The 18,253-nt window shown below is 73.0% G+C and carries 21 protein-coding genes; 8 read left to right on the top strand and 13 right to left on the bottom strand.

Annotated elements, in window-relative coordinates:
- The first annotated feature begins 274 nt into the window (after positions 1 to 274).
- Positions 275 to 757, top strand: a complete 483-nt coding sequence (gene ybaK, locus G5C62_RS07400) for a Cys-tRNA(Pro) deacylase (protein ID WP_164700508.1) — start codon at positions 275 to 277, stop codon at positions 755 to 757.
- A gap of 60 nt (positions 758 to 817) precedes the next feature.
- Here ybaK and G5C62_RS07405 read toward each other — a convergent pair whose 3' ends face one another.
- A complete protein-coding gene (locus tag G5C62_RS07405; RefSeq protein WP_241175764.1) occupies positions 818 to 1,033 on the bottom strand; it encodes a hypothetical protein in 216 nt (71 codons plus the stop codon).
- A 58-nt stretch (positions 1,034 to 1,091) separates the two neighbouring features.
- Here G5C62_RS07405 and G5C62_RS07410 point away from each other — a divergent pair, with 58 nt between their 5' ends.
- From G5C62_RS07410 to G5C62_RS07425, 4 genes are all read left to right on the top strand, one after another.
- On the top strand, positions 1,092 to 1,784 hold the full coding sequence (locus tag G5C62_RS07410) for a sigma-70 family RNA polymerase sigma factor (protein WP_164700509.1): 693 nt from the start codon (positions 1,092 to 1,094) through the stop codon (positions 1,782 to 1,784).
- Complete coding sequence (gene rsrA / locus G5C62_RS07415; RefSeq protein ID WP_164700510.1) at positions 1,781 to 2,161, top strand: mycothiol system anti-sigma-R factor; 381 nt, start codon at positions 1,781 to 1,783, stop codon at positions 2,159 to 2,161. Before G5C62_RS07410 ends, rsrA begins: the two co-directional genes overlap by 4 nt.
- Positions 2,162 to 2,547: 386 nt before the next feature.
- The gene (locus tag G5C62_RS07420) at positions 2,548 to 3,600 is read left to right on the top strand and encodes a biotin carboxylase N-terminal domain-containing protein (RefSeq protein ID WP_164700511.1); all 1,053 of its coding nucleotides are present in this window, start codon (positions 2,548 to 2,550) and stop codon (positions 3,598 to 3,600) included.
- A gap of 100 nt (positions 3,601 to 3,700) precedes the next feature.
- On the top strand, positions 3,701 to 3,925 hold the full coding sequence (locus G5C62_RS07425) for a biotin/lipoyl-binding carrier protein (RefSeq protein WP_081975602.1): 225 nt from the start codon (positions 3,701 to 3,703) through the stop codon (positions 3,923 to 3,925).
- Between the two features lie 29 nt (positions 3,926 to 3,954).
- Here G5C62_RS07425 and G5C62_RS07430 read toward each other — a convergent pair whose 3' ends face one another.
- Entirely contained in the window at positions 3,955 to 4,452 is a 498-nt protein-coding gene (locus G5C62_RS07430) for a GNAT family N-acetyltransferase (protein WP_241175765.1), read from the bottom strand.
- An 88-nt stretch (positions 4,453 to 4,540) separates the two neighbouring features.
- Between G5C62_RS07430 and G5C62_RS07435 the strand changes: the two genes are divergently transcribed.
- A complete protein-coding gene (locus tag G5C62_RS07435) occupies positions 4,541 to 6,022 on the top strand; it encodes a sensor histidine kinase (RefSeq protein WP_164700513.1) in 1,482 nt (493 codons plus the stop codon).
- Positions 6,023 to 6,128: 106 nt separating this feature from the next.
- Here G5C62_RS07435 and G5C62_RS07440 read toward each other — a convergent pair whose 3' ends face one another.
- Both G5C62_RS07440 and G5C62_RS07445 read right to left on the bottom strand, forming a co-directional pair.
- Positions 6,129 to 6,380 (bottom strand): WhiB family transcriptional regulator, encoded by a 252-nt coding sequence (locus G5C62_RS07440; protein WP_036340246.1) that lies wholly within the window; start codon positions 6,378 to 6,380, stop codon positions 6,129 to 6,131.
- A gap of 287 nt (positions 6,381 to 6,667) precedes the next feature.
- Positions 6,668 to 7,633 carry a diacylglycerol kinase family protein gene (locus G5C62_RS07445; RefSeq protein ID WP_164700514.1) on the bottom strand — a complete coding sequence of 322 codons (966 nt, stop codon included), beginning with the start codon at positions 7,631 to 7,633 and terminating at the stop codon, positions 6,668 to 6,670.
- Positions 7,634 to 7,722: 89 nt separating this feature from the next.
- Here G5C62_RS07445 and G5C62_RS07450 point away from each other — a divergent pair, with 89 nt between their 5' ends.
- Positions 7,723 to 8,205 (top strand): hypothetical protein, encoded by a 483-nt coding sequence (locus G5C62_RS07450; RefSeq protein ID WP_241175766.1) that lies wholly within the window; start codon positions 7,723 to 7,725, stop codon positions 8,203 to 8,205.
- Positions 8,206 to 8,238: 33 nt separating this feature from the next.
- Here G5C62_RS07450 and G5C62_RS07455 read toward each other — a convergent pair whose 3' ends face one another.
- The 6 genes from G5C62_RS07455 to sodN form a co-directional block, all read right to left on the bottom strand.
- Positions 8,239 to 9,021, bottom strand: coding sequence for an HAD-IIA family hydrolase (locus G5C62_RS07455; protein WP_197058591.1), 783 nt, complete (start codon positions 9,019 to 9,021; stop codon positions 8,239 to 8,241).
- Between the two features lie 25 nt (positions 9,022 to 9,046).
- Positions 9,047 to 9,532, bottom strand: coding sequence for a GNAT family N-acetyltransferase (locus G5C62_RS07460; RefSeq protein ID WP_241175767.1), 486 nt, complete (start codon positions 9,530 to 9,532; stop codon positions 9,047 to 9,049).
- Positions 9,533 to 9,534: 2 nt separating this feature from the next.
- Positions 9,535 to 10,332 (bottom strand): CDP-diacylglycerol--serine O-phosphatidyltransferase, encoded by a 798-nt coding sequence (gene pssA / locus G5C62_RS07465; protein ID WP_164700516.1) that lies wholly within the window; start codon positions 10,330 to 10,332, stop codon positions 9,535 to 9,537.
- Positions 10,333 to 10,343: 11 nt separating this feature from the next.
- Positions 10,344 to 11,009, bottom strand: a complete 666-nt coding sequence (locus G5C62_RS07470) for a phosphatidylserine decarboxylase (RefSeq protein WP_036340238.1) — start codon at positions 11,007 to 11,009, stop codon at positions 10,344 to 10,346.
- Positions 11,010 to 11,057: 48 nt separating this feature from the next.
- Positions 11,058 to 12,305: a PP2C family protein-serine/threonine phosphatase gene (locus G5C62_RS07475; RefSeq protein ID WP_164700517.1), complete on the bottom strand. Its 1,248-nt coding sequence runs from the start codon at positions 12,303 to 12,305 to the stop codon at positions 11,058 to 11,060.
- A gap of 109 nt (positions 12,306 to 12,414) precedes the next feature.
- Entirely contained in the window at positions 12,415 to 12,819 is a 405-nt protein-coding gene (gene sodN / locus G5C62_RS07480; RefSeq protein ID WP_164700518.1) for a superoxide dismutase, Ni, read from the bottom strand.
- A 50-nt stretch (positions 12,820 to 12,869) separates the two neighbouring features.
- Between sodN and G5C62_RS07485 the strand changes: the two genes are divergently transcribed.
- Positions 12,870 to 13,244, top strand: coding sequence for a S26 family signal peptidase (locus G5C62_RS07485; RefSeq protein ID WP_241175768.1), 375 nt, complete (start codon positions 12,870 to 12,872; stop codon positions 13,242 to 13,244).
- Positions 13,245 to 13,253: 9 nt separating this feature from the next.
- On the opposite strand, the gene G5C62_RS07490 is transcribed toward G5C62_RS07485, so the two are convergent.
- The 3 genes from G5C62_RS07490 to G5C62_RS07500 are packed head-to-tail and all read right to left on the bottom strand — an operon-like array spanning position 13,254 to position 18,190.
- Positions 13,254 to 13,958: a metal-dependent hydrolase gene (locus G5C62_RS07490; RefSeq protein WP_164700520.1), complete on the bottom strand. Its 705-nt coding sequence runs from the start codon at positions 13,956 to 13,958 to the stop codon at positions 13,254 to 13,256.
- A 54-nt stretch (positions 13,959 to 14,012) separates the two neighbouring features.
- On the bottom strand, positions 14,013 to 14,198 hold the full coding sequence (locus tag G5C62_RS07495; RefSeq protein WP_036340230.1) for a DUF6104 family protein: 186 nt from the start codon (positions 14,196 to 14,198) through the stop codon (positions 14,013 to 14,015).
- A 23-nt stretch (positions 14,199 to 14,221) separates the two neighbouring features.
- Complete coding sequence (locus G5C62_RS07500; protein ID WP_164700521.1) at positions 14,222 to 18,190, bottom strand: multifunctional oxoglutarate decarboxylase/oxoglutarate dehydrogenase thiamine pyrophosphate-binding subunit/dihydrolipoyllysine-residue succinyltransferase subunit; 3,969 nt, start codon at positions 18,188 to 18,190, stop codon at positions 14,222 to 14,224.
- Positions 18,191 to 18,253 lie beyond the last annotated feature (63 nt).

Genomic DNA, 18,253 nt, shown 5'->3' on the forward strand with positions numbered 1-18,253 from the left:
AACCACCACCCGCCGCTGTCCTTCGGGCGGGCGGAGCTGGCGACCGTGCAGCAGGTGTTCGACCACGTGCTCCTGCTGGCCCGGGCGCCGGTGCTGGCCGGGGAGGACGGCGGGAACGTGGTCGCGGAACTGCGCGCGATGCGCGCCGGGGCGCCCGGGACTGTGCTGCTCACGGTCGGTGCAACGGCACGCACCCGGGCTCGATTCCCCACCCGGGTCGGTCGTCGGGGAAACCACTCCCCGGCCCGGCCGGGCCGCCCTAGGCTGCTGCGCCGTGGCAGCGACACCGGCGGTGCGGACCCTGGACCAGGCGCGGGCTCGGTACTCCCTGCACGAGTACGACCCGGCCGACGGCGCGGACGGACACGGCTACGGCGAGGTGGCGGTGGCCGCCCTCGGCGCCGATCCGGCCCAGGTGTTCAAGACCCTGGTCGCCCGGGTCGACGGGGCGCTCACCGTCGCCGTCGTACCGGTCAGCGGCCAGCTGGACCTCAAGGCACTGGCCACCGCCGCGGGCGGGCGGAAGGCCACCATGGCCGACCCGGCCGACGCCGAGCGGAGCAGCGGCTACGTGCGGGGTGGGATCAGCCCGCTGGGTCAGCGGAAGGCGCTGCCGACCGTGGTGGACGACAGTGCGCTGACCTTCCCGACGGTGCTGGTCAGCGCGGGACGCCGCGGGCTCCAGCTGGAGCTCTCGCCGGCGGACCTGGTGCGGCTGACCCGGGCCCGGACCGCCGCCATCGCCCGTCTCGGCTGACGGGCCTCCGCTCCCCCGCGGCTCGGGCGCGCCGCGGCCCCTGCCGGGGGCCGGCGGGGGTCAGCCGTAGGGGGTGAGCAGCTGGTCGACCGGCGCGAAGTCGTCGGTGAGGACGTCGGCGTCCCCGATGAACCGGTCGAGCTCGGGTCCCTCGGCCACCTGCCAGGCGAGCCCGCGCTCGGCCAGTGCGGCGGCGATCCCCGCCGACGGCAGCGGACGCTGCGAGGCGACCGCGACCACGTTCCCGCCGTCCTCCCCGGCCAGCACCGGCCGCACCCGGCTAGGATCGAGCGACGTGGTCGCCCGTTCCCGGGCGCCGCAGAGAGGACGGTCGGTGCCCGAGGAGCCCGCGATCGACAGCCCCGTCGTCGAGACGGCGAAGCCCGATGAGACGCCGGAGGCGCGCGCTGACGGCAGTCGTGCCGAGCTCGCCGAGACCCGGGCCCAGCGCGACGCCCGCTTCGAGCGCGACGCCCTGCCCTACCTGGACCAGCTGTACCCGGCGGCGCTGCGGATGACCCGCAACCCCGCCGACGCCGAGGACCTGGTGCAGGAGACCTTCGTCAAGGCGTACTCCGCCTTCCACCAGTTCGCCGAGGGCACGAACCTCAAGGCGTGGCTGTACCGGATCCTGACGAACACCTACATCAACAGCTACCGCAAGAAGCAGCGCCAGCCGCAGCAGTACCCCACCGAGCAGGTGCAGGACTGGCAGCTCTACGCCGCCGAGGAGCACACCTCCAGCGGCCTGCGCTCCGCTGAGATGGAGGCGCTGGACCACCTGCCCGACACCGACATCAAGGAGGCGCTGCAGCAGCTGCCGGAGGACTTCCGGCTCGCGGTCTACCTCGCCGACGTCGAGGGGTTCGCCTACAAGGAGATCGCCGAGATCATGGGCACGCCCATCGGCACGGTGATGTCCCGCCTGCACCGCGGTCGACGGGGTCTGCAGAAGCTGCTGGCCGACTACGCCCGGGACCGCGGCTTCGTCGCGGCCGGAGCTGCTGGGGAGGCGACCCGCTCATGAGCACCGACGCTCACGACGGCGCCCGGCACGACCTGCACGGCGAGGAGGTCACCTCCTGCGACGACGTGCTCTCCCACGTCTTCGAGTTCCTCGACCACGAGACCGACGACGCCCGGCGCGCGGTCATCGCCGAGCACCTCGAGGACTGTTCGCCCTGTCTGCGCCAGTTCGGCATCGAGCAGGAGTTCAAGGCGCTGGTGCGCCGCCGCTGTGGCGGCGACCCCACGCCGATGGGGCTGCGCGACCGGATCAAGGTGCAGCTGACGACCGTCTCGTTCGAGGAGGACGGCACCCAGGTGCGCGTCGAGAAGACCAGCATCGAGACGACGACCTTCGAGACCCGCGGCGAGCTCCCGGGGAAGCGCCCCACCGCCTGACGGCGGCGGAGCGCTCTCCGGCCCCCCTTGCAGGGACCCACCGCGAGCTCGCGAGTGGGGGCAAGGGGGTCCTTCTTCAGGCGTTGGGGCGCTTGCCGTGGTTGGCGCCGCTCTTCTTGCGGGCGCGCCGCTTGCGTCCACGCTTGGACATCGCTGCCCCTCCTCTCTGTGCTCCACCCGGGCGGGACGCCCGGCTGCTGATCGGTCCCGGCGCGGGATGCAGAGCACCCCGGCACCGGCCAAGCTGACCCTGCAAGGCTCTCACGGGTGGGCCCGGCACCGTGCGCTGGTGCACGGTCGGGACCAGCGGTGGCACGGGCCATCGGCAGGAGGCCGGCGCAGCCGGTGAGCGCAGGACGCCGGCGCAGCCGGGAAGAGGAGACGACGTGGTCCAGGCAGTCGACAGCGTGCTCGTGGCCGGCCGGGGGCCGATGGCCTGCGCGGTGATCCGGGCGTGCGGCCGGCTGGGCGTGAAGGCCGTGGCCGTGTACTCGGAGGCAGAACGCGACGCCCGGCACGTGCGGATGGCCGACGAGTCCGTGCTGCTGGGTCCCGCGCCGGCAGCGGAGTCCTACCTGGATGTGCGCCGGCTGGTGGAGGCCGCTCGCCGCACGCGGGTCGACGCGGTGCTGCCCGTCCCCCCGGCCCTCGCCGGGAACGCACGGCTGGCCGCGGCGGTGGCCGACGCCGGGCTGGGCTGGATCGGGCCGGAGGCCGGGGTGCTCGAGCGCCTCGGCGGTGACGGCGTCGAGCCGGCCAGTGAGCGTGGCTTCCTGGCCTGGGTCAGTGCCGAGGGGCTGCACCACGTCACCCCGGTGCTGCGTGACCGCGCCGGCGGCACCCCACGGGTCTCCTGGACGCCCCCCGACGGGCTGGGATCACTGCCCGCGGCCGCCCGGCGGCTCCCCGAGCTCGGCTGGCGCGGGCTGGTCACGGTGGGCATCGACCCCGGCGGGGAGCTGGCCGAGGTGGCGGCGGGCTTCTCCCTGGACATGGCCGTGCTCGAGCGGGCACACGGGCTGGACGCCGTCGCGCTCGCGCTGGGCAGGGTGTCCGGCACGCCGGCGGACAGGGCCCTGGACGCTGCCGAGGGGCCGCCGTACGCCGGCCTCGCCGTCCAGCTGCGGTCGACGCTGCCGCCGGGCACTGCGGGACGGGTCACCGGCCGGCTGCCCGACGTCGTGGTCGCTGACCGGCGGGCGGCCGGGGAGGCCCAGCTGGTCGCGGTGAGCGGCTACGACGCAGGCGACCGACTCGACGGCTGGTACGACGCACTGCTGGCCACGGTCAGCGCCGCCGGCCCCGATGCGGCGAGCGCCGCGCGGGCGGCGACGGAGCTCCTCACCGGTCTCCCGGAGACCGGCGTCCCGCACGACGGTGCGGCCGTCTGCGACGTGCTGCAGCGCATCGCCGGTGCGCTCGTCCCCGACTGCACCTGACCGCTGCTCGGCACGGTGCGGTGCAGGCCCCCACGCGTGCTTTCATGAGCACACCGTCGGCTCAGGCGGATCGTGGCAGGTCAGGGAAGAGGGGGCGCCGGTGGCGGTCGAGGAGATCCACGCCGAGATGGTCTCCAGCGTGTGGAAGGTGCTCGTGGCCCCCGGTGCGGAGGTCGCCGCCGGTGACACGCTGGTCATCCTCGAGTCGATGAAGATGGAGATCCCGGTGCTCAGTGAGCGCGCCGGCACGATCGGCGAGCTGCACGTGGTCGAGGGCGAGGTGCTCCAGGAGGGCGACCTCATCGCCACCGTCGTCCCGGCGTAGCGACCCCGGGCGGGGGAGGACGGGGCCCGTCAGGCCAGGTCGAGGGAGTAGACCCGGAGGTCGATGCCGGGCACCGGCGCCCAGTCCCGTTCTGGCAGCCGGGTGAAGCCGAGGTGGGCGTAGAGCCGGTGCGCTGCGGTCATCCGCTCGCCCGTGGACAGCACCATCCGTCGTTTGCCGGCGGACCGGGCCCGGTCCAGGCAGGCGCGCACGAGCGCCGCCCCGATGCCCTGGCCGCGCGCTCCGGGGTCGACCGCCAGCATCCGGAACGCCGCCTCGTCCGGGGACTCGACGACCTCGCCGAAGTCCCCGGACAGCACCAGTGCCACGCTGCCCACGATGCGCCCGTCGTGGTCGCGGGCCACCAGCAGCTCCGCGCGGTCCGCCCGCCCCGCCACGTCGGCCAGCTGGGGCAGGTACTCGGCCGGTGCCAGGTCCTCGGCTGCGTAGGCGGCCACGGTGAGCTCGGCGATGCGGGCGTGGTCCGCGGGCCCGGCCGGGCCGACGACGGGTGCGGGGATGACCACCGGAGCAGGGTAGACAAAGGACCCTGTCCCACTCCTCCCTCGCAGGCTCGGGTGAGCCTCCGGACAGGGCCGTAGGCTCCGGCTCACCATGAGCAGCCTGTCCGAACGTCTCACCCGTGGCTCGGCCAGCCCGTCCCAGGTCGACCACGCGCGCCGGCTGGTGGCCGACTGGCAGCTGCTGGCCGACCTCTCCTTCGCCGACCTCACGCTGTGGGTGCCGCTGCAGACCGGGGCCTGGTGGTGCGTGGCCCAGGTGCGCCCGCTGACGGCGCCCACGAGCCAGCCGGAGGACCTGGTGGGCAGTGAGGCCACCGGGGCGGACGCCGAGCCGCTGGTGCGTGCGCAGCGGGAGGGGCGGCCGATCACCGACGGCGATCCCGACTGGTCGGGGGCGAGCCCCCGCCGTCGGGAGGTCATCCCCGTCCGGCACGACGGTGCGGTGGTCGCTGTGCTGGCCAAGGACACCAACCTGGCGGCGACCCGGTCGCCGTCGACCCTGGAGCTCACCTACCTCGACATCGCCGCGGACCTCTCGTTGATGGTGGCGGCCGGCACCTTCCCGCCGCGCATGCTGGACGACGCGGAGATGAGCCCGCGGGTGGGTGACGGGCTGGTCCGGCTGGACGGCACCGGGCACGCGGTCTACGCCAGCCCGAACGCCCTGTCGGCCTACCGGCGGATGGGGGTGACCGGGGACGTCGTCGGGTCCGACCTGGGCGAGGTGACCCGGCAGGTCTCGGCGGACCGGGTGGCCGGTGAGGCCGTGGCCGCGAGCATCGCCGCAGCGGTGGCCGGCCGGTTCCCCGAGCCGATGGACGTGGAGAACGACGCGGCCACCATGCTGGTCCGAGCCCTGCCGCTGCAGGCCCCCGGCGGTGAGGAGGGCGCGCTGGTGCTGGTCCGCGACGTCACCGACGTGCGCCGCCGGGACCGCGCGCTGATGACCAAGGACGCCACCATCCGGGAGATCCACCACCGGGTGAAGAACAACCTGCAGACCGTGGCCGCGCTGCTGCGGCTGCAGGCCCGGCGGATGACCGAGCCGGCGGCCCGGGCGGCGCTGGAGGAGTCGGTGCGCCGGGTGGCCTCGATCGCGGTGGTCCACGAGACGCTGGCCGGCAGCCGGGAGGACGTCGTCGAGGTCGACGACGTCCTCGATCAGGTGCTGCCGATGCTCGGTGACGTGACGTCGGTGGGGCCGGCCGCCCGGATCACCCGCGACGGCGCGATCGGGGAGCTGCCCGCGGCGTGTGCGACGCCGTTGGTGATGGCGGTGACCGAACTGCTGCACAACGCGGCCGAGCACGCGTTCGACGACGGCGAGCCGGGGACGATCGTGCTCGCTGCCGAGCGGACGGGCGACGACCTGGTGGTCCGGGTCCGCGACGACGGGCGCGGTCTGCCGCCGGGCTTCGACCCCGCGGCCAGCACCGGGCTCGGGCTGCAGATCGTGCGGACGCTGGTGACCAGCGAGCTGCACGGGACGCTGGAGATGGGACCGCCGGCGGACGGCGGCCCGGGGACCGAGGCGGTGCTCAGCCTCCCGGGCGCCGGCCGGCCCCGCCGCTGAACGACAGCAGGGACCGCTCCGGTCACGGAGCGATCCCTGCTGTCGTTCAGCCCCGTCCGGAGGCTCACCCCGAGCGTGCGAAGGGAGAGGGGGACGGGGTCCTTCTTCAGGCGGTGCGGACCCGGGTGCGCGCGGTACGGCGCTTCAGGGCACGGCGCTCGTCCTCGGACAACCCGCCCCAGACCCCGGAGTCCTGGCCCGAGCTCAGCGCCCAGTCCAGACAGGACTCGACGACCGGGCAACGGCCGCACACAGCCTTGGCCTGCTCGATCTGGACGACTGCCGGGCCCGTCGTCCCGATCGGGAAGAAGAGCTCCGGGTCTTCGTCCCGGCAGAGCGCGCGGTGGCGCCAGTCCATGGCGGTGTACTCCTCGATCTCGTCAGGGTGTCCGGTCGTCGGTCCGAAGACCGCCCCCGCAGGTCCGTGCGCTGATGTCAGCACGAAGAACGACGACCGCCTGCTGTGTTACCAGCAGGTTGCTTGCTTGTGATGCTTTCACGAGTAGACGCACTGTCAAGCAGTTCGCCGGGCGTCGGCGGGGCTCGTGAGCAACCTCACCACGCCGGGCGGGGCCTCGCCACTCCGTCCTACCGCACCCGGCGCGTCCCTGCATCACCCAGCGGGGGCCAGGACCGAGCGCTCGGTCACACGACGACGCGCAGCGCGTCCGGGACCGACCGCACGCGCAGCCCGGTGGTGGTGCCCAGGTGGTCACCGTCGAGCTGCCACCCCTGCGGGCGGGTCGACGTCAGGGTCAGTTCCCCGAGGTCGTGCCAGCGGTGCACCCCGCGGCCCCGGGCGTCCGGCCGGGCGGCCATGGTCTGGCGCACGTGGTGCAGCATCCGCACCACGCCGACGCGGCCCATCGCGAAGAGGTCCAGCCCGGTGTCGAAGGACGCCGCGGGGCTCGGGTCGATGGGCCGGGCCCCCAGGTAGGTCCACGGGCTGACGTTGGAGACCAGGGCGAGGAACAGCCCGTCGACGGGGGCCGTGCCGGGCAGCTGGAGCGTCATCGGCGGACGACGGCGGTCCCGGCCCAGCAGGAAGGCGTTGACCCCGGCCCCGATGTAGAGGCTGCCGGTGGACCGCCGTCCCCGGGCGCGCTGGGCCTCGACCCGGGAGATCACGTCGGCGTCGAAGCCCATGCCCGCGGCGAAGACGAACCACCGGGGCGTGGTCCAGTCCTCCGTCGTGCCCGCTCCGCCGACGCGGGCCTCTGCGGTGCCGAGGGACACCAGGCGGGTGCGGCCGGCGCGCAGCGAGTCGAGGATCTCCCCGGTCGCCTCCACCGGGTCGCGGGAACGGCCGAGCGCGCGGGCGAAGACGTTGGTCGAGCCGCCCGGCACGACGGCGAGCATCGGCACGTCGGGCCCCGGGCCGGCCGTGAGCAGCCCGTTGGCTGCCTCGTTGACCGTGCCGTCGCCCCCGAGGGTCACGACGAGGTCGATCCCGTCCGCGGTGGCCTGGGCGGCGAGCTCCCGGGCATGACCGCGGTGGGCGGTCTCGGCCAGCTCGAGGTCCAGCTCACTGGACAGTGCGCGGACCAGCACGTCGCGGACCTTGCGGGTGGTGGTCGTGGCCGCCGGGTTCGCCACCAGCAGGGCACGCATGCCGCCCAACATATCCAGCGGCTCCGGGCCGGCCGCGCGGCACGTCCGGTGCGGCGGCTCGCGCGGTGCCCGCGGGTAACCTCGACGGCGTGTCAGGTCAGGACGGACAGACCCCGGGCCGCCGTCGGCCGAGGGCGGAGGGCCTGCTCGGGAGGGCGGCGCAGCCGACCGCACCGCGCCCGCAGCGGGAGCGCCAGGAGGCACCGACCGCCGTCCGGCGGGCCGCCCTGGTGGTCGCCGTGGAGGCGCTCGCGCTGACGGTCCTCGCGTTCGTGCTGCTGGTGCTGACGCTGACCGGCTCGCCGGACAGCGTGGGCCGCGCGCTGGCCGAGGTGGTCTACGTCGGGCTGGGGGCGGGGCTGCTCGCTGCCGCCGCGGTCGGGCTGTGGCGGGTGTCCGGCTGGGCCCGCGGTCCGGTGATCGTGCTGCAGATCCTGCTGGGCCTGCTGGGCTACAACGCGGCCTTCGAGGCGCAGCAGCCGCTGCTGGGCCTGCCGGTGCTGGCCCTGGTGGCGACCGAGCTCTGGCTGCTGGCCACCCCCGAGGCGCGGCTGGCCTTCTTCGAACGCTGAGGGAGGCCCCCGCTGACCCGGGGCCGGCTCGCCCTAGATGAGCTCGATGACCTCGGCGATCGAGGGCAGCACCCGGCTGGGCCGGAAGGGGAAACGGCTGACGTCCTCGGCGCGGGTCGAGCCGGTGAGCACCAGGATGGTGTCCAGCCCCGCCTCGATGCCGGCGACGACGTCGGTGTCCATCCGGTCACCGATCATCGTGGTGGACTCCGAGTGCGCCTCGATGCGGTTCATCGCGCTGCGGAACATCATCGGGTTGGGCTTGCCGACGAAGTACGGCTCCGCCCCGGTGGCCTTGGTGATCATCGCCGCCACCGAGCCGGTCGCGGGCAGCGGGCCCTCCGGGGAGGGGCCGGTGACGTCGGGGTTGGTGGCGATGAACCGGGCGCCGGCGCCGACCAGCCGGACCGCCTGGGTGATCGCCTCGAAGGAGTAGGTGCGGGTCTCCCCGAGGACGACGTAGTCCGGGTCGGTGTCGGTCATCGTGTACCCCGCCTCGTGCAGCGCGGTGGTCAGGCCCGCCTCACCGATGACGTAGGCCGAGCCGCCGGGCAGCTGGGAGGCCAGGAAGTCCGCCGTGGCCAGGGCCGAGGTCCAGATCGCCTCCTCCGGCACGTCCAGGCCGCTGCGGGCCAGCCGGGCGGACAGGTCGCGCGGGGTGAAGATCGAGTTGTTGGTCAGCACCAGGAACCGGCGGTTGCGCTCCACCAGCCGGGCCAGGAAGTCGGCCGCGCCGGGCAGCGCCTTCCCCTCGTGCACCAGCACGCCGTCCATGTCGGTCAGCCAGCACTCGGACTCGCCGCGTTCGGTGGTCACGCCGTTCTCCTGTCGGTCGGGTGGGTCAGCGACGGTCGGCCGCGAACCTGGTCAGGGCGTCATCGGTGAGCCGGAAGACCGTCCACCCGTCCATCGGCACGGCACCGGCGGCTCTGTAGAAGTCGATGGACGGGGTGTTCCAGTCCAGGACGGACCACTCCAGCCGGGCGAAGCCGCGGGCCACGCACTCGTCGGCCAGCGTCCGGAGCAGTTCACGGCCGAGCCCCGTGCCGCGGTGCGCGGGGGAGACGTAGAGGTCCTCGAGGTACAGCCCGTGGGTGCCACGCCAGGTGGAGAAGTTGAGGAACCACAGGGCGAAGCCGGCGATCTCGGCGTCGTCCCCCGCTCCGGTCAGGGCCACGTGCCCGAACAGCGCCGGGGACTCCCCGAACAGCGCGGCGTGCAGCTGGTCGGCGGTCATCCGGGCCTCGTGCTCGGACTCCTCGTAGGCGGCGAGCTCACGGACCAGCCGCAGCACCGTCGGGACGTCGTCCGGCCGGACCCGGCGCACGCTCAGGACAGCACCTCCTTCACCCGTGCCGGGACGAGCCGGCCCAGTGGGGACAGCACCGGCATCACGAGCGGGGAGAGCAGGTAGCTGTAGGCGACCACGAGGCAGGTCACGGTCGGCACGGTGATCAGGCCGACGACGACCAGGACGACGGTGGCGACCAGTCCGTAGGGCTTGCCGCTCTTCGGGCTGACCAGGGACCGGAACGAGCGGTAGCGGACGTTGCTGATCATCAGCAGCCCGGGGACGACGACCACCAGCAGCACCCACAGCCGGTCGCGGCCCTGCATCGCGTCGGCGAAGGCGTACACGCTGGCCAGCACCACGCCGGCCGCGCCGGGGCTGGGCAGGCCGGTGAAGAAGCGCTTGTCCGCCGTCGGGTCGATCGTGGTGTTGAAGCGGGCGAGCCGGATGGCCGCGCAGGCCACCCAGAGGAAGCAGACCACCCAGCCCAGGGCGTCGAGTTCGTCCCGGCCGTCGGAGAACAGGGCGAAGGCCAGCAGGGCCGGGGCCAGGCCGAAAGAGACCAGGTCGGCCAGTGAGTCGAACTGCAGGCCGAACGGTGAGACGGCGCCGACCAGCCGGGCGACCGCGCCGTCGGCGATGTCGAACACGACCGAGAGCGCGATCAGCAGACAGGCCAGCCGGTACTCGCCGCGGAACGCGACCAGGATGGCGCCGAAGCCGCACATCATGTTGGCGAGGGTGAACAGGCTTGGCAGCCACGAGCGAGCCCGCCGGCGCCCGCCGCGCACCGAACCACGGACGAACTCGACGGTGGTGGTGCGCCTCCCTGGCATCCGCCGGCTCCTCAGCTGGGCTGGGACCAGCGGGCGATGACGGTCTCCCCGCCCCGCACCCGCTGCCCCTTCGTGACGGTGACGGTGCACTCGGGTGGCACGAAGACGTCCATCCGGGACCCGAACTTCATCAACCCGATCCGGTCGCCGGTGGACACCTCCTGCCCGGGCACCACACGGGTGACGATCCGCCGGGCGAGCACGCCGACGATCTGCCGGAAGACGACCGTGCGGTCGCCGTCGCGCACCCACAGCTCGCTGCGCTCGTTGCGGTGCGCGCTCTCCGCGCGGTAGGCGGCCAGGAAGCTGCCCGGCGTGTACGTGGACTCCGTGATCCGGCCGCCGTAGGGCGCGCGGTTCACGTGCACGTCGACGACGGACAAGAAGACGCTGACCTGCTGCCAGTCGCCCTCGGGGGCCACGCCCGGCTGCGGCTCACCGGCGACCATGACGACGCCGTCGGCCGGGGAGAGCACGTCCTCGGGCGACGGTGGGACCGAGTCGCACCGCCGGTCGGGGTCGCGGAAGAAGACGGCCATGTACGCCGACAGGGCGAGGAGGGGCCACGCCAGAGCGCGGGCCCAGCGGAGACCGCTGCCCCGACCCAGGACGGTGGAGACCGCCGCAGAGGCCAGGGGAACGGCGAGGAAGGGCCAGCCGGCCCGGTCGATGCGCATCGCAGACCGAGGCTACCGGGACGACCGCGATGTGCCCCGACGGCTGGCTCAGGCGGGCGCCGAGGCGAGGTCTGGGTCGGCTCCCTGTTCGGTGCTGCGCCCGCGCGGGGGCCCGCCGTACCAGTCGAGGCAGATCATCGTGGCGTCGTCGCGGAGGTCGCCTCCCGTCTCGCGCAGCACGGCGGCGCCGAGGGCGTGGACGACCTCCCGCGGGTGCAGGTCCGCGGAGTCAGCCAGCGCCGAGGCGACATCGAGGTCCACCGCGTTGCGCTCCTGCATGCCGTCGGTGAGGAAGACGATCCGGTCACCCGGTTCCAGCGGGAAGGGCTGTACGTCGAAGGACTTGCCGGGAAGGACGCCGAACGGCGCCTCGACACGGAGGTCGATCTCCTCCACCCGGCCGGCGCGCAGCCGGAGCGGCAGGACGTGTCCGGCGTTGACGACCTGTGCCATTCCGGTGTGCAGGTCCACCCGCAGGAGCTGGCCGGTGACGAACTGTCCCGGAGCAGAGTTCTCGGCCAGGGAGTCGTTGGCGTAGCGGGCCTGCTCAGCGAGGTCCAGGCCCTTCCGGCGCCCGTTGCGCAGACTGCCCACGAGCAGGGTGGCCAGGAGGGCCGCGGGCACCTGGTGGCCGACGGCGTCGGTGATCGACAGCTGGAGGGAATCCCGGTCGAGGGTGTAGTCGAAGGTGTCTCCGCCGACAGAGCTGGCCGGTTCCAGCCAGCCGGCGAGGGTGAACTGACCCGCCTCGCACGTGTAGGAGGCGGGAAGCAGACGGCGTTGGATCTCCGCAGCCAGCGCGAAGGGCGTGGACCGCTGGCCCCACTCGAACACGTCGGTGTGCCGGCGCGCGGCGATGATGACGTAGGCCAACGCGTGCGCGGCGCTCCCGACGTCGGCGACCTCCTTCGCCGAGGGGTGGTGGTTCAGCCGCAGCTCGATGACCCCGATGGCGTCGCCTCGGTCGGTGACCGGGACGATCATCCGGACTCCGTCGTCGAGGGCCTGGACGTCCGGCTGCTGGGTGCGCAGCACCTGCTCGTAGTCGGTGCCGGCCAACGGGATCGTCTCGGCCTGCTCCACGCCATGGCTGCGTGCTCCAGCGACCTGGCTGGCGGACGTGAGGCGGACCACGGCCCGGCCACTGAAGTCGGCGACGAGCAGGGTCACCGCCCGCGCGTCCACCATCTCGCCCAGCGCAGCCGACACGGCTTCCACGGCGTCGATCGGCGCCGCCGTCTCGACCTTCTCCAGCAGTGCGCCGACGTCGATCACGTGATCCTCCGAGCCGCGCATGGGGCAGACCCTAGGCGCACGACCGCACCGAGGACCTGGATGACGAACGACGGCGCTGCCGAGCCGCCCCGTGGGGCGGCCCGGCAGCGCCGGTGGAACGTGGGAACTCTCAGGCCGCGGCCTTGGTCTCCCAGAAGATCCGGTCGATCTCGGCGATGAGGTCGAGCAGCTTCTGGCCCTCGGCCGGGTCCATGCTGCCCTTGCCGCCGGCGGCACCGGCCTGCTTGGTCGCCTTGTTGAACAGCTCGTTCAGCTGCGGGTACTTCTCGAAGTGCGGGGGCTTGAAGTAGTCGGTCCACAGCACCCACAGGTGGTGCTTGACCAGGTCCGCCCGCTGCTCCTTGATCATGATGGCCCGGGTCCGGTAGACCGGGTCCTCGTTGCCCTGGTACTTCTCCTGGATGGCCTTCACCGACTCGGCCTCGATGCGGGCCTGGGCCGGGTCGTAGACGCCGCAGGGGAGGTCGCAGTGCGCGGTGGCCTCCACGGCGGAGAACATGCGGAACAGACGCATGGGTGTGCCTCCGGGTTCGTGGGGATGGATCTTCTGCGACCCTACCCGCGGTGATCAGCGACAACACGTCGAGCAGCAGCCCGGGAGACCTCCCCGGGCTGCCGACCCGTTGGGTGCTGGCCCGGGTCGCGGGGCCGTCGATGGCCCCGACCGTGCGGCACGGGGACCGGCTGCTGGTCCGCCGGCTGCCTCCCGGAGCGCCGGTGCGGCCCGGCACCGTCGTCCTCGCCCGCTTCCCGGCCCGGCCGGAGCTGCTGGTGGTCAAACGGGTGCGCCGGGACGTGCCCGGGGGGCACTGGGTGGAAGGCGACAACCCCCTGGTCACCGACGACTCGCGGGCGTTCGGGACGGCGGTCGTCGTCGGGCGGGTGGCGGCCCGGCTGTGGCCCCGTCCGGGGCGGCTGCCCGTGGCGCCGCCCGGCTGACCGCCCGGCTCAGCCGAGCCGCTGCAGCAGCGGGTCGACGAGCTCGTGCGCTGCGGTGTTGAGGTAGAGCAGGACGACGGTCGCCACCACGAACAGCGGGACGAGCACCGCCTTCTCCACGACCGCGCCGGTGCGCAGGTGCACCGGCGCGAGCCGGCTCCGCCGGATCAGCCAGAAGACAGGGACGGGCACCCCCTCCTTGGTCAGCCAGTCCCCGGCGATGTGGGTCAGGGTGCCGAGGACGACGGCCAGGGGGAGCCACCCGGGGGCCGGGCTGTGCGCGAGCAGCAGCCACGCACCGCCCCAGGAGAGGACGAGGTTGCCGATCACGGTGTTCTCCGCGCGACCGGGGATGACGAAGTGCAGGGCCCGCAGGGCCAGCCCGATCGCCAGGGCCAGCAGGAGCAGGCTGGACCACCGGTGCCAGGTCGCCGCCGTGGCCAGCAGCCCGAAGGCCAGCGAGCCCAGGACGGCGTCGTGGGTGCCCCAGCGGTGTCCCCGCGCGATCGTGTTGACGAGCCCGGAGGGGACGTCGGTGAGCGGGCCCCACATCCCGGAGATCGTCGAACCGCGCTGGTCCAGGTCCGGGAGCATGGCGAACCCGCCGACGGCGGACACCCAGGCGACCTGGGCGACCGTGCCGTGCACCGGCACCCAGGGGAGCGTCGCGGCACCGGCCGCCAGACCGGAGAGAGCGTGTGAGTGACCGAGCACCTACGCAGCGTCTCCCCGCGTCGCCGTCATCCCGCGGAGGCGCGCGGTGGCCCGTCAGTCCTCGTCGACGTCGTCCGTGCCGCCCCGGGCCAGCCAGGTGGCCAGCCGTTCCACCGGCACCTCGAAGTCGGGGTGCTGGTCGACGAAGGCCTGGAGCTGGTCGGCCAGCCAGGAGAGCGAGACCTCTTCCTCGCCCCGCCGGCCGGCCAGCTCCTCGATGCCGCGATCGGTGAAGTACATCGTCGTGTCCTGCCGCGCCGTGCTCAGTCGGCGAAAGCCCGGGCGACCAGCTGGCGCTGCTCGACCTCGTGCACCTTGGCCGAGCCCACGGCCGGGCTCGCCGAGGCCTTCCGGGACACCCCGCGCAGCGTGCGCCCGGCCGGCAGGTGCTCGGGCAGGTTCACGGCCATGAACTGGGCGGCGCCCATGTTCGCCGGCTCCTCCTGCACCCACACGACGTCGGTCGCGTTCGGGTAGGCCTCCAGCGCCTCGGCGATCTCCTCGGCCGGCAGCGGGTAGAGCTGCTCGACCCGCAGGATCGCGGTGTCGGCGGTCCCCTCGTTCTCCCGCTGGGCGAGCAGCTCGTAGCTGATCTTCCCGCTGCACAGCAGGACGCGGCGCACCGCGGAGCCGTCCAGGGGCTGCCCGCCCACACCCGGGTCCGGGAGCACCGGACGGAAGTGCTGCTCGGTGAAGTCGCTCACCGAGCTGACCGCGGCCTTGGCGCGCAGCAGCGACTTGGGCGTGAACACCACCAGCGGGCGGTGCACCTCCGACAGCGCCTGACGGCGCAGCAGGTGGAAGTAGTTCGCCGGCGTCGAGCAGTTGGCGACCGTCATGTTGTTCTCGGCCGACAGCTGCAGGAAGCGCTCGATCCGGCCGCTGGAGTGGTCGGGCCCCTGGCCCTCCAGCCCGTGCGGCAGCAGCATGACGACGCCGGACCGCTGGCCCCACTTGGCCTCACCGGAGCTGATGAACTCGTCGATGACCATCTGTGCGCCGTCGACGAAGTCGCCGAACTGGGCCTCCCAGAGCACGAGGGCCTTGGGGTTGGCCACCGAGTAGCCGTACTCGAAGCCGAGCGCGGCGTACTCCGACAGCAGCGAGTCGTAGACGAAGAACTTCGCCTGGTCCTCGGTGAGGTTCAGCAGCGGCGTGTGCTCCTCGGCGGTCTCCCGGTCGATGAGCACCGAGTGCCGCTGGACGAACGTGCCGCGGCGGGAGTCCTGCCCGGCCAGCCGGACCGGCACGCCCTCCATGAGTAGCGACCCGAAGGCGAGCAGCTCGCCCATCGCCCAGTCGACGCCGCCCTCGCTGGCCATCGCCGCCCGGCGCTCCAGCATCCGCTGCAGTTTGGGGTGCACGGTGAAGTCGGTCGGCAGTGAGACGTGTGCGTCGCCGATCGCCTTGAGCACCTCGGGGGTGATCGCCGTGTCGACCGTGGCCTCCTGCGGCGAGCGCGGGTCCATGACCGGCTCGGGCGTGGAGGAGTCACGGGCGTCGTGGGTCTCGGCGAAGGCCCGCTCGAGCTGCCCGCGGTAGTCCTTCAGGGCCTCCTCGGCGTCGGCCAGCGTGATGTCACCGCGGCCGACGAGCGCCTCGGTGTACAGCTTCCGGACCGAGCGCTTGCGGTCGATGATGTCGTACATCAGCGGCTGGGTCATCGACGGGTCGTCGCCCTCGTTGTGCCCGCGCCGGCGGTAGCAGACGAGGTCGACGACGACGTCCTTCTTGAACTCCTGCCGGTAGTCGACCGCCAGCTTGGCCACCCGGACGCAGGCCTCGGGGTCGTCCCCGTTCACGTGGAAGACCGGAGCGCCGATCATCCGTGCCACGTCGGTGGAGTAGAGGGTCGAACGGGACTGGGCCGGGCTGGTGGTGAAACCGACCTGGTTGTTGATGACCACGTGCACGGTGCCGCCGGTGCGGTAGCCGCGCAGCTGGGACAGGTTCAGGGTCTCCTGGACGACGCCCTGGCCGGCGAACGCCGCGTCGCCGTGCAGCAGCACCGGCAGCACGGTGAAGCCGCCCTCGCCCTTGTCGATCATGTCCTGCTTGGCCCGCACGATGCCCTCGAGCACCGGGTTGACCGTCTCCAGGTGGCTGGGGTTGCTGGCCAGCGACACCGCGACCGAACGGCCCTCGTGCTCGAAGGTGCCCTCGGCCCCGAGGTGGTACTTCACGTCGCCGGAGCCCTGCACGGTGCCCGGGTCGATGTTGCCCTCGAACTCGCCGAAGATCTTGGCGTAGCTCTTGCCGAGGACGTTGGCCAGCACGTTGAGCCGGCCGCGGTGGGCCATGCCGATCGCGACCTCCTCGATGCCGTGCGCGGAGGAGCTGACCAGCACCTCGTCCAGCAGCGGGATGACCGACTCGCCGCCCTCGAGGCTGAACCGCTTCTGGCCGACGTACTTGGTCTGCAGGAACGTCTCGAACGCCTCGGCGGCGTTGAGCCGGCCGAGCACGCGCTTCTGCTTGTCCCGGCTGGGCTGGTCGTGCTTGACCTCGATGCGCTCCTGGAGCCAGCGGCGCTCCTCGGGGTCGGTGATGTGCATGTACTCCACGCCGACGGTGCGGCAGTAGGAGTTGCGCAGCACGCCGAGGATGTCGCGCAGCAGCATCGTGCGCTCGCCGGCGAAGCCACCGACCGGGAAGGGCCGGTCGAGGTCCCACAGGGTCAGCCCGTGCTGGACGATGTCCAGGTCCGGGTGGGTGCGGACCTTGAACTCGAGCGGGTCGGTGTCGGCCATGAGGTGGCCGTTGCGCCGGTAGGCCTCGATGACCTCGATGACCCGGGCTTCCTTGTCGATCTGGCCCTCGTGGCTGATCCGCTTGTCGGGCACCCAGCGGACCGGCTCGTAGGGGATGCGCAGCGAGCGGAAGACGTCGTCGTAGAAGCCGTCCTGGCCCAGCAGCAGCTGGTGCATCCGGCGCAGGAAGTCGCCGGACTCCGCCCCCTGGATGACCCGGTGGTCGTAGGTCGAGGTCAGCGTGATGATCTTCGAGACGGCCATCTCGGCGAGCGCCTCGGGGCTCATCCCCTGGAACTCGGCCGGGTAGTCCATCGCGCCGACGCCGACGATCGTGCCCTGGTTGGTGGTCAGCCGCGGCACCGAGTGGTTGGTGCCGATGGTGCCCGGGTTGGTGAGGCTGATCGTCGTGCCGGAGAAGTCCTCCATCGTCAGCTTGCCGGCCCGGGCCCGCCGGATGATGTCCTCGTAGGCGCCCCAGAAGGCGGCGAAGTCCATCTCCTCGGCGCCCTTGATGGAGGCCACCACCAGCGAGCGGGTGCCGTCGGGCTTGGGCAGGTCGATGGCCAGGCCGAAGTTGACGTGCTCGGGCTGGACGTGCACCGGCTTGCCGTCGACCTCGGCGAACGCACTGTTCATGTTCGGGAAGTCGTCCAGCGCCCGGACCAGCGCGTAGCCGATCAGGTGGGTGAAGGAGATCTTCCCGCCCCGGGCGCGGGCCAGGTGGTTGTTGATGACGATCCGGTTGTCGACCATGAGCTTGGCCGGCACCGCCCGCACGCTGGTGGCCGTCGGCACGGTCAGCGAGGCGTTCATGTTCTTCACGACGCTCGCCGCGGCCCCGCGCAACGGGGTGCGCTTCGGGCCTCCGCCGTCCTCGTCGGCGGTGGCGCGACCGGCCCCCGGCTTCACGACCGGCTTGGCCGGTGCCGCCGGCTTCTGCTGCGAGGCGCGCTCGGCGGCCCGGGCCACCACGGTGCCCTCGGACCGGGCGTCGCTCTGGGCGGCACGGGCGGCCGGGGCGGCGGCCTTGTCGGCGCCCTTGTCCGAGGCGCCCTTGTCGGAGGCGCCCTTGTCGGAGGCGCCCTTGTCGGCGGACCCCTTGTCGGACCCGGACTCCTCGGCGGAGCTCGTGCTGGCGGGTGCCGGCTTCGGCGCGGCGGGACCCGACTGGGTCATCTGCGGTGCGACCTCTCGGCTGGGCGCGGGGGAGGCGTAGGTGGTGGCCGACGGCGCGGCCGCCGCCTCGGACACCGGGGGCTCGGCCGCCTCAGCGGGCTCGGCCGGCTCGGAGGAGCGGTCCTGCCCGTCGGCGACGGGGCTGCCGGGCCGGTAGTCGGCGAAGAAGTCGTGCCAGGCCTGGTCCACACTCCGTGGATCGGCGAGGTACTGCTGGTACATCTCCTCGACCAGCCACTCGTTGGTGCCGAAGCCCGCCACCGGGTTGGCGGAGTGGGCGGGGGACGGCTGGGATGAGCTCACGCTTGACACGGGGTCGAGTGCCTTCTTCGTCGGTGGACGTCGTTGGACCGGGTGCCGACTTTA

This window comes from Modestobacter sp. KNN46-3 (assembly GCF_011039295.1).

Coding starts and splice junctions, on each gene's coding strand:
- rsrA (WP_164700510.1), top strand. CDS start 1,781: ATGAGCACCGACGCTCACGACGGCGCCCGGCACGACCTGCACGGCGAG.
- G5C62_RS07435 (WP_164700513.1), top strand. CDS start 4,541: ATGAGCAGCCTGTCCGAACGTCTCACCCGTGGCTCGGCCAGCCCGTCC.
- G5C62_RS07440 (WP_036340246.1), bottom strand. CDS start 6,380: ATGGACTGGCGCCACCGCGCGCTCTGCCGGGACGAAGACCCGGAGCTC.
- G5C62_RS07445 (WP_164700514.1), bottom strand. CDS start 7,633: ATGCGTGCCCTGCTGGTGGCGAACCCGGCGGCCACGACCACCACCCGC.
- pssA (WP_164700516.1), bottom strand. CDS start 10,332: ATGCCAGGGAGGCGCACCACCACCGTCGAGTTCGTCCGTGGTTCGGTG.
- G5C62_RS07470 (WP_036340238.1), bottom strand. CDS start 11,009: ATGCGCATCGACCGGGCCGGCTGGCCCTTCCTCGCCGTTCCCCTGGCC.
- G5C62_RS07475 (WP_164700517.1), bottom strand. CDS start 12,305: ATGCGCGGCTCGGAGGATCACGTGATCGACGTCGGCGCACTGCTGGAG.
- sodN (WP_164700518.1), bottom strand. CDS start 12,819: ATGCGTCTGTTCCGCATGTTCTCCGCCGTGGAGGCCACCGCGCACTGC.
- G5C62_RS07495 (WP_036340230.1), bottom strand. CDS start 14,198: ATGTACTTCACCGATCGCGGCATCGAGGAGCTGGCCGGCCGGCGGGGC.